The organism is Ignavibacteriota bacterium (genome assembly GCA_013285405.1).
GTDB lineage: Bacteria > Bacteroidota > Ignavibacteria > Ignavibacteriales > Ignavibacteriaceae > IGN2.
Genome location: CP053446.1, coordinates 1,061,360 through 1,076,888, shown reverse-complemented (window position 1 = coordinate 1,076,888; position 15,529 = coordinate 1,061,360). Strand labels below are relative to the sequence as shown.

Below are 15,529 nucleotides of genomic sequence, written 5' to 3'. Positions count from 1 at the left end.
ACCAATAAATTAATTTCTGATCAATGAAACAGCCAGAACTAAAAACTTTAATAAAAAATGACAGGGTTGATCACTTCCTGTTAATCAGAAGAATTGAATTGCGCAGCACAAAAAATGACCGCGATTTTCTTTCTACTGAACTTGGTGATAAATCAACTTCAATGAATGCAAATATTTGGGAAGGATTTGCTGAGATTGCTGCAAAAGGAAAAGTTGGTGATGTCGTAAAAGTAACCGGTACAATTGAAGAATTTCAAGGTTCTCTGCAGATAAGAGTTTCATCAATCAGATTAGCTGTTGAAAAAGATAAAGTATTTCCAAAAGATTTTCTTCCGCACTCAAAACGTAATCCGGAAGAGATGAAAAAAGAATTCAATCAAAAGATTAAAAATATTTCCAACAAACATCTTAATAAATTGCTATCAGAAATTTTTAGCGGAATCAGGTTTGAACTTTTTTCAACAGCACCCGCAGGAAAATCCTGGCATCATGCTTATATCCATGGTTTGATTGAACATACTCTTGAGATAATCAAAATTTGTGAACTGATGTGTGAATTTCATCCGGAACTCAATAGAGATTTACTGGTTTCGGGAGCCATGCTGCACGATGTTGGTAAGATTGAAGAACTTGCATTTTACTCAGCATTTGAATACACTGATAAAGGAAAACTTATCGGACATATTGTAATTGCTTCAAATCTTGTCCGTGATGAAATAAAAAAAATTCCGGGTTTCACTGCAGAATTGGAGAACAATCTTATTCATTTAATACTAAGTCATCAGGGAAAACTTGAACATGCTTCACCTGTCGTTCCAAAAACTGCTGAAGCAATAACGTTGTATCAGGCGGATGAGTTAAGTGCCAAAGTTAATGCATACAAAAATGCAGTCGAATCAGAATTAAAACCGGATTCAAACTGGACAAAGTTTATTCATCTGGCTGATACCGATCTTTATAAATTTAACTTCGAGAATATTCCTGAAGAAAATACAAAAAAATCTTTGTTCGATTAAAGCAAAGGAGAGACATGAAAATTTCTACATTTTTTCTGGCAATTCTATTTTATGTTTTTTTGAGTCACTGTCTTCTTGCTCAAGCATTTGAAGAATTAATTAAGGAAGGAGACAAATACAACACTGAATTTCAGCATCAGAAATCTTTGGAGACTTATAAAGAAGCAGACAAGCTAAAACCCGCAAACTGGGAAGTTATGTGGCGAATAAGCAGAGCATTAGTAGATATTGCAAACAAAATGCCCGAAGGAAATGATAAGCAGGAAGAAGCAAAATTTAATAAATATAAAGAGTCACTTACTTATGCTGACAGTGCTGTTAAACTTGCACCAGATCAATCTGTAAATTATGTTAGACGAGCGATTGTAAAAGGACGCATCGCTTTGTTCGAAGGAGTTTTTTCTGCCATCGGAACTGTGAATGATGTTAAAGATGATTGTGAAAGAGCAATCCAACTCAATAATGGTGGAAATTATATCCAGGCACTTGCACATTATGTTCTTGCAAGAGCTCATGCAAAAGTTTGTGAGAAAGCTTATCTGCTCAGACTTCCGTTAGGATTAGGCTGGGGAGACATGGAAGTTGCAATAAGAGAATTTCAAAATGCGATTAAGTTAAGACCAAATATGAGAATGTTTTACCTTGACCTTGCTAAAGCGTATATCGAAGAAGATGAATATGAACTTGCAAAAGAGAATCTTTTAAAAGTTGAAAGCGCACCGTTTGTTCTTGAAGATGATGATGAATATCTGAAAGAAGCTAAACAGCTTTTAAAAGAGGTAAATAAAGAACTCGAGTGATTATTAAATTTAGATTTTTATTCTGAAAATCCGATTGAGAACTCTTTCGATTTTTTTGATAAAAATTAATATAAGGGGAATATTGCACTCCTAACGGAGTGCGGGTTTGTTTAGGGTTTATATTCATATAAATATGTCGCTCCTCTGGAGCGAGGAAACCAAAGTATAATTTAATCCGGAAAATTTATTATTTAGGCGGAGGAAGAGAAAAAACAACTCCGTTAGGAGTTGAATATCTGTAGTAGTGGGAAAAATCTCTTTTAAAACCGAACTCCGTAGGAGTTCAATAAAAATTATACAATTATCAGTTTAAGTCCACATAAGAAATAAAATTAAAAATGTCTTTGAGAGAGATTATATGGGAATTAAGATTGATAAAAGCCTGATTGATATTCTCAAGGGAGCAAAATCAATTGTTTTTTTCACAGGTGCGGGAATCTCTGCTGAAAGTGGAATTGCTACTTTCAGAGGGAAAGAAGGTTTGTGGAATAAGTTCAAACCAGAAGAACTTGCAAACTTTGATGCATTTATGAGAAACCCCGAACTTGTTTGGGAGTGGTACAATTACAGAAGAAAAATTGTTCACGAAGCAAAACCGAATGCAGCCCACCTGACAATTGCAGAAATGCAAAACCACTTCGACGATGTCACCGTTGTAACTCAAAATGTTGATAATCTTCATCGCAGAGCGGGCAGCAAAAAGATTTTTGAACTTCACGGAAACATTGAAAAAAATTTTTGCATAAGTTGTAAGAAGAATCACGATGAAGAATTAGACTTCTCTCACGGAGTCCCTAAATGTGATTGCGGTGGTTTGATTCGTCCAGGTGTAGTTTGGTTTGGAGAATTTCTTCCCGAGGATCAGTTTCGGGGAGGTGAACTTGCAGCAATGAAAGCAGATGTTTTCTTTGTCGTTGGAACTTCAGCAGTTGTTTATCCTGCTGCCGGATTAGTTTATACAGCTAAAGCTAGTGGTGCAGCAATCGTGGAAATAAATCTGGAAGAAACAGAAATATCATCATCGGTGAATTATTCTTATTTTGGAAAAGCAGGAGAAATACTTCCCATAATATTTGAAGAATACAAACTGAAAGTATAATCTATTTTCTGATTTGCATTCCGACAATTTTACACAGCTCCTGTAATTCTCTCTGTTCATCTTTATTCAAAATTTCAAAATGCTTTTTAATCTTTTTAACAATTATCGGTAACGTTTCCTTGATTTTATTTCTCCCTTTTGGTGTTAGATGGATAATAAATTCTCTTCTGTCTTTCTCGCTTCTTCTTCTCTGAACCAAATCACGCTTTTCAAGATTATTAATTACCATTGTAATGTTACCGCCGCTTTTAAGAATTTTTTTGCCCAATTCCCGATGCTTCATTGGTCCCCGGTGAAAGATAGCATCTAAAACCCCAAATTGACTTTCAGTTAATCGGTAATTGCTTAGTTCAAGATTTATTTTTGAGCTTATTGAATCCGCCGAACGAATCAGCTTAATATAAGTGTTCAAAGATTCGGTTTCTTTTTTGGAACCTTTATAATTATTACCCATTGAAATTTTCTATTTGTTCTTCCCGGGTGTAATTAAACTAAGCACTGCAGTGAAAATAACAGCACCGATAATCGTCCACAATAAATTATAAGTTGTTCCCCGGATTGTTATACTAATTGGATCGGGAAGTTGCATTTCTCGTGCGAGCCAGGTTCCGATAAATGCGCCAATAAAACCAACTACGATTGAGATTATACATCCTCCGCGGCTGAATCCGGAAAGAGAACGTGCAATTGAGCCGGCAATTCCGGCAATTATCAGAGAAATAAGAATGTCTATCATTTTGTTAAAATATTTATTATTTATTTACAAATGCAAACTAAATTTTATCAAACACATAATCAATGAAATGTGTTTTAATTCCGATTGTTGGCTTAAAAAAATATTATATAATTAACTGATTAACAGAATAGAATAAATGGATAGAAGAAAATTTTTAAAGAGCAGCGTAATCGTTGGAGCAGGATCGATGATTCTGACTCCCAAAATTATTAAAGCGATGAATACTTCTCCTTCTGTTGCTGATATGATTGTTCCTTCATCACGACCGAAATTAGAAAAATGGAAAGATGATGAAATTAATATAGCCTGGATTGGACACGCAACTGTTCTTATTAATTTTTTGGGGAAATATATTCTTACAGATCCGGTATTCTTTGAAGCTGTCGGAGTTTATTTTGAAGGTTATATACTTGGACCACGACGGGCAAGTCTGCCAGCATTGATGCTTGAAGATATTCCCAAACCCGATATTGTATTACTTTCGCATGCACATATGGATCATATGGATTATAAAACTTTGAAAGCATTAACAGAAAAATATCCCGTTGAACTTGATTGCATAGTTGCATATAATACTAAAGATGTTGTTGAAGATTTAAAATGGAAATCAATAAGTGTAGTTGACTGGGATGAAAAAATTAATATTAACGGAATACATTTTAAAGGTGTTGAAGTCCAGCATTTCGGATGGCGCTATCCGGGAGAGAAAGATAGATCAGCAGGCTATTTTATAGATGGCAGAAGCTTCAATGGTTTTATTATGGAAAGACACGGCAAGAAGGTTTTGTTTGGCGGTGATACAACTTTCGCTGATAAATTTAAAAAGCACAAAGAGGAAAATGTAGATATTGCAATCATGCCAATCGGTGCTTATAAACCATGGAGAAAATATCACTGTACACCAGAAGAAGCATTGGTAATGGCTGAATATCATCTCGGCGCAAAATATTTTATTCCTATTCACACCAAAACATTTGACAGCGGCGAAATGATTTTCGAACCATTAAACTGGTTGGCTCGCACAATTAAACATTACCAGATCAAAGTCGGGCTTTGGGATATTGGCGAAACATTCACATTAAAAGTTTAACTTTCCTTCCGAAATAATTTTTTAGTCGGAGTCTTCATTGAGTTCACACCAAATAATTCAGGATTGTATAAAAGCAACCGAAACTAATACTGAAAGAGTATTAAAAACATTTTCACAGCTATCCGAAAACCAATTTAATTGGAAACCAAGTTCCGATTCCTGGAGTATTGGTGAATGTATATCCCATCTTGTAAATTCAAATAAGCTTTATTTAAATAAAATTGAAAGAATTCTGAAATCAGTCTCTGATGCTGAAGAAAAAGATTTTCCGTATAAGCAAAGTTTTGTTGGAAAAATGATAGCTAAAGGTATTGATCCGTCAAACGTCAGAAAAATAAAAACTTTTAAAGTCTTTTATCCGGATGCAAGCAGTATCTCACAAAATATCATTGACAATTATTTTAAATCCTCTGAAAATCTGACTCAACTTGCGAAGAAAATGAAACATCTGAACATTAGAAAAACAAAACTAAGTTCACCGGCTAATAAATTATTGAGAATGAATTTGGGAGATGTATTGATTATAATTTCGAAGCACGATGAGCGGCATCTTAATCAGGCGGAAAGAGTTATGAGCCATAAAGATTTTCCAAAAAGTTAAATCCATGAACAAACTAAAAAAAGGATTCGTTCAGATTTATACCGGAAACGGAAAAGGAAAGTCAACCGCCGCAATCGGGCAGGCAGTTCGTGCTGCTGGTTTTGGTTTGAAGTCTTACATCGCACAATTTATGAAAGAATATCCTTACAGTGAATTAGTAAGTCTTAAGCATTTATCTGAATTGATTTCGGTTGAACAATTCGGCGGAGATGAATTCGTTTACAAAAAAGAATTACCTAGTGAAGAAGAATTAACAAAAGCAAAAAGAGGATTACAAACAGCAAGAGATAAAATGTTAAGTGGAGATTATGATATAATAATTCTTGATGAAGTAATCGTGGCAATATATTTCAAACTGTTTGAAACAAAAGATATTGTTGAGTTCATCAAATCGAAACCAGAAAATGTTGAATTGATTCTTACCGGGAGATATTGTCCTGAGGAATTAATTGATTTAGCAGACCTTGTGACTGAGATGCAGGAAATTAAACATTATTACCAAAAGGGGATTACTTCCAGAAGAGGAATCGAGAGTTAGATTCACTTTCTCCATTTCACTACTTTATAAAATTAAAGGCTTATCCTTCGAAATTTGTTAAAATTGTAAATATTTTAATTAAAGTTGCTTGACTTTAAATTTAAGTATGCTTAAGATTGAATCAACAATAAACTTAATTATGAAAAATATATCAAAAGAAGATTACCTAAGTGTAATCTATAAATCAGCAGACAGCAGCGGTGAAATAAAAGTAAACCAGATCGCTGAACGGCTTAATATATCAGCAGCAGCCGTGACGGATATGCTTCGCAAACTTTCCAATGAAGGTTATGTTGATTATAAACGTTACAAAGGAACAAGACTTACAAAAAGTGGTGAAGAGTATGCGAAAAACATGGTGAGACGTCATAGAATTTGGGAATTGTTCTTACATCAGATAGTTGGTTTACCATGGGATAAAGTACACAACGAAGCAGAAAATCTTGAACACTCGTCTTCAGATGAATTAATTGATCGTATGGAAGAAATGCTTGACTTTCCTGAATTCGATCCACACGGTGATCCGATTCCCACGAAAGAAGGCAGAATCCCAAAACTAAAGAATAACATTCCTCTATCATTATTGAAAGTAGGAGAAAGTGCTAAAGTTGTTCGGGTTAATGATTTTGATCAGAGTTTTCTCAATTATATCAGTGAAATTGGAATAGAATTGAATGAAATTATAAATCTTATTGAAGTCAGAAACTTTGATAAGTCTATGCATATCATTGTAAAAGGGAAAGACTGCAATATTAGCCACAAGCTTGCTGAAAACGTTTTTGTAGAAGTAGCTAAACAATAGTTTACGTATGAGTTACCAGGAATTAACAAAAAACAAATCGCTTTCGGAAGTACATTCTTCAGTTGATGTAAACCATTCTTCTGGTTTCTGGAAGAGACTTTTTTATTTTACCGGACCAGCATTTATGGTCGCTGTCGGGTATATGGATCCTGGAAACTGGGCAACAGACTTAGCTGGCGGTTCTCAATTCGGATATAAATTAATCTGGGTAATACTTCTTGCTAATTTAATAGCTATTTTATTTCAATCACTCTCGGCAAGACTTGGAATTGTTTTTGGGCGCGACCTGGCTCAGGCTTGCAGAGATCACTATCCAAAACCAATAAATTATATTTTATGGATTATTTGCGAATTAGCTGTAGCTGCGTGTGATCTTGCTGAAGTTATTGGATCAGCGATCGGACTTTATTTATTGTTCGGGATTCCTATGTTGTGGGGAACGATAATCACTGCGTTTGATGTTATTCTGTTAATGTTTCTGTTATCATTTGGAATAAGAAAGATGGAGGCTTTCATATTAGCACTTATTGCTACGATTGGAGTATGCTTTGCATTTGAAATGATTATATCTAAACCTGATTTTATTGCAATTGGTTCAGGGTTTATACCTTCAATGCTTAACGGCAATGAATTATATGTTGCACTCGGTATAATTGGCGCAACGGTTATGCCTCATAATCTTTATTTACATTCTGCACTTGTGCAGTCAAGGAATGTAAAAAGAACACAAAAAGGTTTAAAGGATGCAAACAAATTTAATCTTATAGATTCAATTGTTGCATTGAATTCAGCTTTTTTTGTTAATGCCGCAATTCTAATTCTGGCTGCAGCAGTTTTTTTTAATACGGGACATTCAGAAGTTGCATCCCTAATTGATGCTCATGCATTATTAGCGCCTCTGCTTGGAAATAAATTTGCTTCGATTGCCTTTGGAGTTGCACTTCTTGCAGCAGGTCAGTCATCAACAATTACCGGAACTTTTGCCGGGCAGATTGTTATGGAAGGATTTGTTGGGATAAAGATACGTCCTTGGTTGAGAAGAATTATTACCCGTTTACTCGCAATAATTCCTACAGTAATAGTAATAAAAATTTCGGGAGACAGTTCTGTTGATTCGCTTCTGGTACTTTCACAAGTGATATTATCACTTCAGCTTCCATTTGCAATAGTTCCATTACTTCATTTTACATCCAGTAAAAATAAAATGAATGAATTTGCTTCAAGGTACTTAGTGAAAATTCTTGCATGGATCGCGGCTGGGTTTATTATAATCATGAATCTGGAATTAGTTTATAATTTTTCCATTCATAACTTTTCCGATTCGGGTATTACGGGAACAATATTTAAATTTGTTGTAACTCCTGTTATTGTCTTTCTTGTATTGCTGCTCTTCTGGATCATCATTGAACCGTATTTCAAGAAAGCAGAACTCGAAAAAATAGAAGAACTGTTTATCAAAAAACCACTAGCTTATGCAAGAAAAATTCCTGCAGCAATAATAAAAAGGGAATCAGTTATGAAAATTGGAATTGCATTAGAAGGAAGATCCGCAAGAGATGAGCAGATTATGAAAGGAGTCAGACCATTCTTAAAAAATTTATCCGGCGAAATCTATTTAATCCACTGTGTAGAATCAGTTACAGGAAGATTTATTGGTGACCTTGTAGCCGATGAACAAGCTAAAAAGATGAACGAATATATAAATGATTTTGCTCATAAGCATAACATTGATGATTTTATAACTCATGCCATAATCTGCGGCGGCAATCCTGAAAAAGAGATAGCAAAAGTTTGTAAGAAAGAAAATATTGAATTAATTGTTGTTGGCAGTCATGGGCATAAGATGGTAAAAGATATAATTTATGGTGCGACTGTGGATGAATTAAGACACAGAGTAAGAATTCCTGTATTGGCAATACCGGTTGAGGTGTAGTAATTGATTAAAAGTGTTTGAAGCATAAAATGCCGGAAGAATCTTGTATCAATATTCATAAAAAGAATCAAAACGGAATAATCTTTTTCTTAACTCGGATTTGGAGACTGTTCGCATTAAAGTAATTGTCTTTTCTAAAAATTGTTACACACTTTATTAAAAATCGAATATGAAAAATGCTCAGAACTATAAATGTCAGATAATAATACCAGCTTTTATTTTAGTATATAAACAGAATTTTTCAATTCAATAAAAATGTTAGATTCTTTATTAATATTATTAATCGGAACAGCAATTATTTTAATCGGGGTTATATTATTCTACCCTGGTAAAGGATTGTTCGCCAGGATGAAACGAAGTCGTCAAAATACTAAAAGAGTTCTTATTGAAGACGCATTGAAACATCTATACAATTGTGAATATAGTGGAGTAAGTTGTACTCTGAATAGTGTTGCTGGCAAATTATCGATTTCAGAAGATGAAGCTGCTGAACTAATTACGAAACTTGAAGACATGGGTTTGCTAACTTCACAAAATGAAACTTTGCAACTTTCTAATGAAGGAAGATCTTATGCTCTTAGAATTATCAGAGTGCACAGGTTGTGGGAAAAATATCTCGCAGACGAAACGGGTATTGATGAAACTCAATGGCATCATTCAGCCGAAGAATTTGAACACAAGCTCACTCCGTCCGATGCAGATGCACTTGCAGCTCAAATAGGTAATCCTGTTTTTGATCCACACGGAGACCCAATACCTTCAGTCTCCGGTGAACTTCCAATAAAAACTGGCAGACCGTTAACAGATTTAAAGTTTGGTGAGTTTGCAAGTATTATTCATATTGAAGATGAACCCGATGCAATTTATCAACAGCTTGTTGCTGAAGGTCTTTATCCCGGTATGCAGGTTAGAATGTTAGAATTGACAAATGAACGAGTAACGTTTACTGCAAATGGTGAAGAATGTATTTTGGCACCACTCTTTGCAAAAAACATTACAGTAGCTCCGATACGATTCGAAAAAACAATCGAAGGTAAGTTTAAATATTTGTCTTCGTTAGAGATTGGTGAGAAAGGAATTGTGCTTGGAATTTCAAAAGCATTGAGAGGTCAGCAGAGAAGAAGATTGATGGATCTTGGTGTAGTTCCGGGAACTGAAATAGTTGCTGAAATGAAAAGTGCTTCCGGTGATCCGACTGCTTATAGAATTAAAGGAGCCTCAATTGCTCTTCGAAATAATCTTGCAGATAAAATTTATCTTGTTTCAGAAAATGAAGGTATGAATTAAATATGAAACTAGCTGAAAATAATTGCGAGACTTGCCCGGTTCACAATGCTGGCAATTTAAAAAGACTTGGTATTGATATGAGCACATTTGATTTTGTAGTTGCTCTTGCCGGTAACCCAAACACTGGAAAGAGTACCGTCTTCAATAACCTTACCGGACTAAAACAACACACGGGAAATTGGCCGGGAAAAACAGTTACGCGTGCAGAAGGTGGATTCGAATACAATAATAAAAAATTTAAACTAGTCGATTTACCGGGAACATATTCGCTTCTTTCAACAAGTACTGATGAAGAAGTTGCACGCGATTTCATCCTATTCGGTCAACCGGATGTTACAGTTACGGTAGTTGATGCAACACGTCTTGAGAGAAATCTGAATCTGGTCCTGCAAATTTTAGAAATTACAGATAGAGTTGTTTTATGTTTGAACCTGATGGATGAAGCTGAACGACATCAAATTAAAATTGATGAACGCATCTTATCAAAAGATTTGGGTGTCCCTGTTATTCCAGTGGTTGCGAGATACAACAAGGGAATGAACGAGTTACTTAATTCAATATTTGAAGTTGCAACAGGAAAGTTTGTATGCAAACCATACAGAATTAAAAGTCATTCAAGAGAACTTAATTATGCAGTAGAGAAATTAAACAAAATGATTCTCGAAGAATTTCCAAATCTTCCAAATGCCAAATGGGTCGCTCTCAGATTGCTGGAGGGAGATCAGAGTATTATTGAATCAATTAGAAATGGTGAATTAGGAAATCTCAAAAAACAAGAATTAGTTCAGTTATCTACAGGATGATAAATTTATTTTTAGCCACCAAGCCACTAAGACACAAAGAAAAATGATTCCATTGACAGAACAAGAAGAGAGGATAGGGAAAATAATTGTGAATGCTGCGTTCAAAGTTCATAAAGAATTAGAACCAGGTTTGCTTGAAAAGATTTACGAAATTGCACTTGCACACGAACTTCAGAAAGCAGGCTTGGTAGTTAGAAGGCAAGTGGAGATTCCAATAGTCTATGATGGAATTGTATTCGATGAAGGCTTGAGATTGGATTTATTGGTTGAAGATTTGGTTATTGTTGAAACTAAAGCAATCGAACAAGTTAATTCTGTCTGGGTAGCTCAAGTTTTAAGTCATTTTAAATTAACTAATAAAAATTTGGATACTTAATAAACTTTAATGTTCCGTTAATAAAAGACGGTATCAAAAGGATAATATTATAAATCTTTGTGTCTTAGTGTCTTCGTGACAAATAAGTCAACAGAAGATGATATGACAACAGAAAAGAACGAAAATAAAAATGTTACAAGAAAATCAGAATAGCGATGCAATACTCTCAACAGCAAATAATTTACGATGGGAAATAGGTGAGAATTTCCACGACACTTTGATGGAATCAATTTACTCGAATGCTTCGACCATCGTCAAGCGTGCTGTCACATTACCGGAAGAAAAATCATCTGCAAATTGGGAAAAAACTCTCGACAGAATATTAACAAGCCGATATACCGGTTTTCCGATTATGTTTCTTTTACTTGGTATAGTTTTCTGGTTAACTATTCAGGGAGCGAATGTCCCTTCAGGTATGATTGCTACTTTTTTAATAGATACAGTTCATCCGATACTAAAAAGTTTTTCAGCAAGTATTGGTTTACCTTTCTGGCTTGATGGAGTTTTGATTGATGGAGCTTATCTTGCAATGGCATGGGTCATTTCTGTAATGTTACCACCAATGGCAATATTCTTTCCGTTATTTACATTGCTCGAAGATTTTGGTTATCTGCCTCGTGTATCTTTTAATATGGATAATCTTTATAAAAAAGTTGGTGCACATGGAAAACAAGCATTAACAATGGCGATGGGTTTTGGATGTAACGCTGCAGGTATAATAGCTACACGAGTAATTGATAGTCCACGAGAAAGATTAATTGCGATAATTACAAATAATTTTTCATTGTGTAATGGAAGATGGCCAACACAAATTCTTATTGCAACTATTTTTATCGGTGCTGCAGCCCCGGCGTATCTTGCAGGAATTGTTTCTGCCGCAGCAGTTGTATTTATTGCTGTTCTTGGAGTTGTATTTAGTCTCATAGTATCCTGGGCATTATCAAAATCTGTTTTGAAAGGTGAAGCATCTGCATTCAGTCTGGAACTTCCTCCATACAGACCACCAAGAATTCTTCAGACACTTTATACTTCATTAATTGACAGAACAATTTTCGTTCTCTGGCGTGCAGTTGTTTTTGCAGTACCTGCCGGAGTTGTAATCTGGCTTGTTGCAAACATTAATATTGGTGAACAATCGATTGCAAATATTTTTATTGGCTGGGTTAATCCTTTTGCTTTTATATTAGGATTGAATGGAGTAATATTTTTAGCTTACATAATTGCTATTCCGGCAAATGAAATTGTAATACCAACTATATTAATGCTGACAGTTGCAAATCTTGGACTTGCCGGAGTTGGTGTTGGGAACGGTGTAATGTTTGAGCTAGATTCTACTGCCGATACCGCTGCTGTTCTTCAAGCTGGCGGTTGGACCATGTTGACAGGAATTAATTTGATGCTTTTCAGTCTGCTTCATAATCCATGTTCAACAACTATCTATACAATTTATAAAGAAACAAAAAGTATTAAGTGGACACTAATATCCACTTTTCTGCCGATTGCAATGGGATTAATTGTTACTTTTTTTGTTACTCAGATTTGGAGAATATTCACCAATTAATTTTTTATTAAATAATATTTTTTCTTGCCAGAGACATTAACAATAAATCCTACTCCATCCCAAGAGCTTAAATATATCGCCTTATACATAACTTCTATCAATTCGGGATGTTGAATCATAAGTTCATAAAATTTATCTGATTTATAATTTACTTTCACACTTTTATGTTCCTTGAAACCATTTTCGAATAGATAGCATTTGTAATCAGATAGTGATAGAGGAATAAATTCTCTTTCCCCAAAAACATATTCTGTAACCTTGTTAGCGGTATCAATTGAATCCACTTTAAATGTTAAAGGGATGGAAACTTGTACTGGAACAGGCTCATTTCTTTGTTTACCCGGTTTCCAATCTGGAATGCTAATTCCGAACTCACTTACTTTTTCAATGAGTGATACAATTTCATTATTAAAATCAGTTACATTATATGAATCTATATTAATTACTGATTTGGGATTAATCAGTTTCATATAAGTTACATGACCAGTCTTATTAATAAATGCCAGAATGTAAATTTTAAAATTACAATAAGGCTTAAGCGAAGCAGGGATGTAGACCGAATTTTGAATTGCAGCTATTCCACCAATTGGTTCAGGCATTTCTTCTACAGCAACAAAATATGTTGGCTCATCTCCATATTTGGTTTTAGTAACATTTTCCCAGATTTGTATAGCGCGTTCATCGTCTTCAATAACAAGTTTAGATAAATTAGAATTCAGAAATCCGCACTTAACCTGAGCATTGATACTGCTGTCAAATGATGCGGTATATTCAACAAACTTATTTAGAAAAGGACAATTAATTTCAATATACTTAAATTTTCTGCCGGGTTTATTTCGCACAAGAGAGAATTCCTTATCAAAATAATTCCATTTATTCTCTGACTTGAACCAATTGTAATTATCGCGAATGCAATCATGGATCTTATTTGAAATATTTTCTCTCAGACTTAAATGAATTTTCCCCTGCTTATCCAGATATTTAAGAAAATCATTTAAAAAACTATCACGGCCTGAAGCACATATGTTTAGTGTTTCATCTTGTGAAGAAATATATATCCGCAGTTCCATTAGAAAATCTGGCGGATAGTTTTCAGCAGGTGTTACTGTGAGAGTAGTTTGAGGCTTAAAAAATGTTGAATCTTTTTGTATACTGTTCAGATGGTAATAACTTATCGAACCCGAAAAATATCTGGGAACGTTTTTTATCTTTTTGAAATCAAATTGAAATTTGAGAAGAGAAGAGTTATTAATTATTTGTTTTTCTATACTGCTCAATTGATTGATAGTTCTTACGGCTATAATCAGTTCGGAGTTATTCCCATTTATTTGATAAACATCTGCATTTGCTTCCTGTAATGAAGAGAAGCTGATTCTGCTTTTTATATTATATGCATTTACAATTTTGAAATACCATTCTGGTAGAACGATTGAACTACTCTCAACTATAGAGTAGTAGTCTATTACAACAATTCTTGTTTGATGTTTTCTAAACGGAAAAACGCTAAGTGAATATTTTCCCTCACCTGTTTTCAGCAACAATGCCGGATCAATTCGTCTTCTTGTTATCGTATTATATATAGTAGTTCCCTGTCCGGCTTGAAGTGTATGTGCTTTTTTTAATTTACCATCTATTTCGAGATACATATTTTCAATAAATGAAGTTTTGTTAGCATCGAAATCAATAGTTCCCCCTATGCTATCCCTTTCAGAATGATTATGCAAATAAAACTTAACTGTTGTTTTATTGAATGGCCCATAAAAACTCGTTGTGATGTCCATCGAATCAACACTGACTTGCGGGAACAAGGTTACCGTGTTAAGAAAAAAAAGAAGTGACAGAATCCCGTATAACTTTTTCATAATATCCCTTTAACTTATAATTATCACTGTTTTAACTATTAAAAGGTATAAAGGTTCCATTTAAACATCAATTACCCATAATTAATTATTTTTGTTTATTTTTCTAATGATGATTAACTGATCTGAAATAAGTAATAAAAAGTAAATCCATAGAAAAAAATCCTTTATGAAAAAAATTCGTCTCCTCTCCTGGAACGTTAACGGGATCCGTGCAATTCAGAAAAAAGGTTTTCTTGATTGGTTTAAAAAAGAAAATCCCGATATTCTCTGTCTTCAGGAAACAAAAGCTCATCCTGATCAGCTTGATGATGTCCTTAAAAATGTAAATGGATATGAATCATACTTTTCATCAGCAGAAAAGAAAGGTTACAGCGGTGTTGTTACTTATACAAAGCTAAAACCAAAAAGTGTAAAGCAAGGAATTAGTAAAAAAGAATTTGACAGCGAAGGAAGATTTATAATTACGGAATTCGATGAGTTCACTCTCTTTAATATTTATTTTCCGAATGGTAAAGCCTCTGCTGAAAGACTTCAATATAAAATGGATTTTTACGAAGAATTTTTGAAGTATTGCAAAAAACTTTTAAAGCAGAACATAAAAATAATTGTTTGCGGTGATGTCAATACTGCCCATAAAGAAATTGATCTTGCAAGACCAAAAGAGAATTCCACTATATCAGGTTTTCTTCCTCAGGAAAGAGAATGGATTGATAAATTTCTTGATGCTGGTTTTATAGACACTTTCAGATTGTTTAACAACGAACCTGAACAATATACCTGGTGGGATATGGTAACTCGAGCACGTGAACGAAACGTTGGCTGGCGTATTGATTATTTTTATATAAGTGAAAGTCTGAGAAAGAACATTTTATCAGCCACAATTCATTCATCAGTGATGGGTTCAGATCACTGTCCAATCGAAATTGAACTTAAATTTTGATTCATAATCTTTGTGTCTTTGAGTCTTTGTGGCAATTCATTAGCTTTAAGTAAAGTTATTCTAACGAAGACACAAAGAAAGCAAT

15 protein-coding genes and 1 pseudogene are annotated in these 15,529 nt (G+C 34.3%); 13 read left to right on the top strand and 3 right to left on the bottom strand.

The features are described from left to right. Positions 1-23 precede the first annotated feature (23 nt). The 3 genes from HND39_04600 (at position 24) to HND39_04590 (ending at position 2,915) form a co-directional block, all read left to right on the top strand. Entirely contained in the window at positions 24-1,016 is a 993-nt protein-coding gene (locus tag HND39_04600) for an HD domain-containing protein (protein ID QKJ95616.1), read from the top strand. A 14-nt stretch (positions 1,017-1,030) separates the two neighbouring features. Then, positions 1,031-1,816, top strand: coding sequence for a hypothetical protein (locus HND39_04595; protein QKJ95615.1), 786 nt, complete (start codon positions 1,031-1,033; stop codon positions 1,814-1,816). Between the two features lie 358 nt (positions 1,817-2,174). Next, the gene (locus HND39_04590; GenBank protein ID QKJ95614.1) at positions 2,175-2,915 is read left to right on the top strand and encodes an NAD-dependent deacylase; all 741 of its coding nucleotides are present in this window, start codon (positions 2,175-2,177) and stop codon (positions 2,913-2,915) included. 1 nt (position 2,916) lies between these two features. On the opposite strand, the gene HND39_04585 is transcribed toward HND39_04590, so the two are convergent. Next, positions 2,917-3,369 (bottom strand): MarR family transcriptional regulator, encoded by a 453-nt coding sequence (locus HND39_04585; protein QKJ95613.1) that lies wholly within the window; start codon positions 3,367-3,369, stop codon positions 2,917-2,919. Between the two features lie 9 nt (positions 3,370-3,378). Further along, the gene (locus HND39_04580; protein QKJ95612.1) at positions 3,379-3,651 is read right to left on the bottom strand and encodes a GlsB/YeaQ/YmgE family stress response membrane protein; all 273 of its coding nucleotides are present in this window, start codon (positions 3,649-3,651) and stop codon (positions 3,379-3,381) included. A 136-nt stretch (positions 3,652-3,787) separates the two neighbouring features. On the opposite strand from HND39_04580, the gene HND39_04575 reads away from it, so the two are divergent. The 9 genes and pseudogenes from HND39_04575 (at position 3,788) to HND39_04535 (ending at position 12,642) form a co-directional block, all read left to right on the top strand. Continuing rightward, positions 3,788-4,741 carry a Zn-dependent hydrolase gene (locus tag HND39_04575; GenBank protein ID QKJ95611.1) on the top strand — a complete coding sequence of 318 codons (954 nt, stop codon included), beginning with the start codon at positions 3,788-3,790 and terminating at the stop codon, positions 4,739-4,741. 37 nt (positions 4,742-4,778) lie between these two features. After that, entirely contained in the window at positions 4,779-5,342 is a 564-nt protein-coding gene (locus HND39_04570) for a DinB family protein (GenBank protein ID QKJ95610.1), read from the top strand. Between the two features lie 4 nt (positions 5,343-5,346). Continuing rightward, a complete protein-coding gene (locus tag HND39_04565) occupies positions 5,347-5,880 on the top strand; it encodes a cob(I)yrinic acid a,c-diamide adenosyltransferase (GenBank protein QKJ95609.1) in 534 nt (177 codons plus the stop codon). Between the two features lie 139 nt (positions 5,881-6,019). After that, positions 6,020-6,682 (top strand): metal-dependent transcriptional regulator, encoded by a 663-nt coding sequence (locus tag HND39_04560; GenBank protein ID QKJ95608.1) that lies wholly within the window; start codon positions 6,020-6,022, stop codon positions 6,680-6,682. Positions 6,683-6,689: 7 nt separating this feature from the next. Beyond that, positions 6,690-8,615, top strand: coding sequence for an Nramp family divalent metal transporter (locus HND39_04555; GenBank protein QKJ95607.1), 1,926 nt, complete (start codon positions 6,690-6,692; stop codon positions 8,613-8,615). A gap of 255 nt (positions 8,616-8,870) precedes the next feature. Further along, on the top strand, positions 8,871-9,902 hold the full coding sequence (locus tag HND39_04550) for a metal-dependent transcriptional regulator (protein ID QKJ95606.1): 1,032 nt from the start codon (positions 8,871-8,873) through the stop codon (positions 9,900-9,902). Between the two features lie 2 nt (positions 9,903-9,904). Beyond that, a complete protein-coding gene (locus HND39_04545; protein QKJ95605.1) occupies positions 9,905-10,705 on the top strand; it encodes an iron transporter FeoB in 801 nt (266 codons plus the stop codon). A gap of 43 nt (positions 10,706-10,748) precedes the next feature. Further along, positions 10,749-11,134: pseudogene (locus HND39_04540) on the top strand (GxxExxY protein). 77 nt (positions 11,135-11,211) lie between these two features. Further along, positions 11,212-12,642 (top strand): ferrous iron transporter B, encoded by a 1,431-nt coding sequence (locus HND39_04535; GenBank protein ID QKJ95604.1) that lies wholly within the window; start codon positions 11,212-11,214, stop codon positions 12,640-12,642. Here the strand turns inward: HND39_04535 and HND39_04530 are convergent. Continuing rightward, positions 12,639-14,504, bottom strand: a complete 1,866-nt coding sequence (locus HND39_04530) for a hypothetical protein (GenBank protein ID QKJ95603.1) — start codon at positions 14,502-14,504, stop codon at positions 12,639-12,641. The two genes, HND39_04535 and HND39_04530, sit on opposite strands and share 4 nt — an antisense overlap. A gap of 166 nt (positions 14,505-14,670) precedes the next feature. On the opposite strand from HND39_04530, the gene xth reads away from it, so the two are divergent. Further along, complete coding sequence (gene xth, locus HND39_04525) at positions 14,671-15,444, top strand: exodeoxyribonuclease III (GenBank protein ID QKJ95602.1); 774 nt, start codon at positions 14,671-14,673, stop codon at positions 15,442-15,444. Positions 15,445-15,529: the final 85 nt, after the last annotated feature.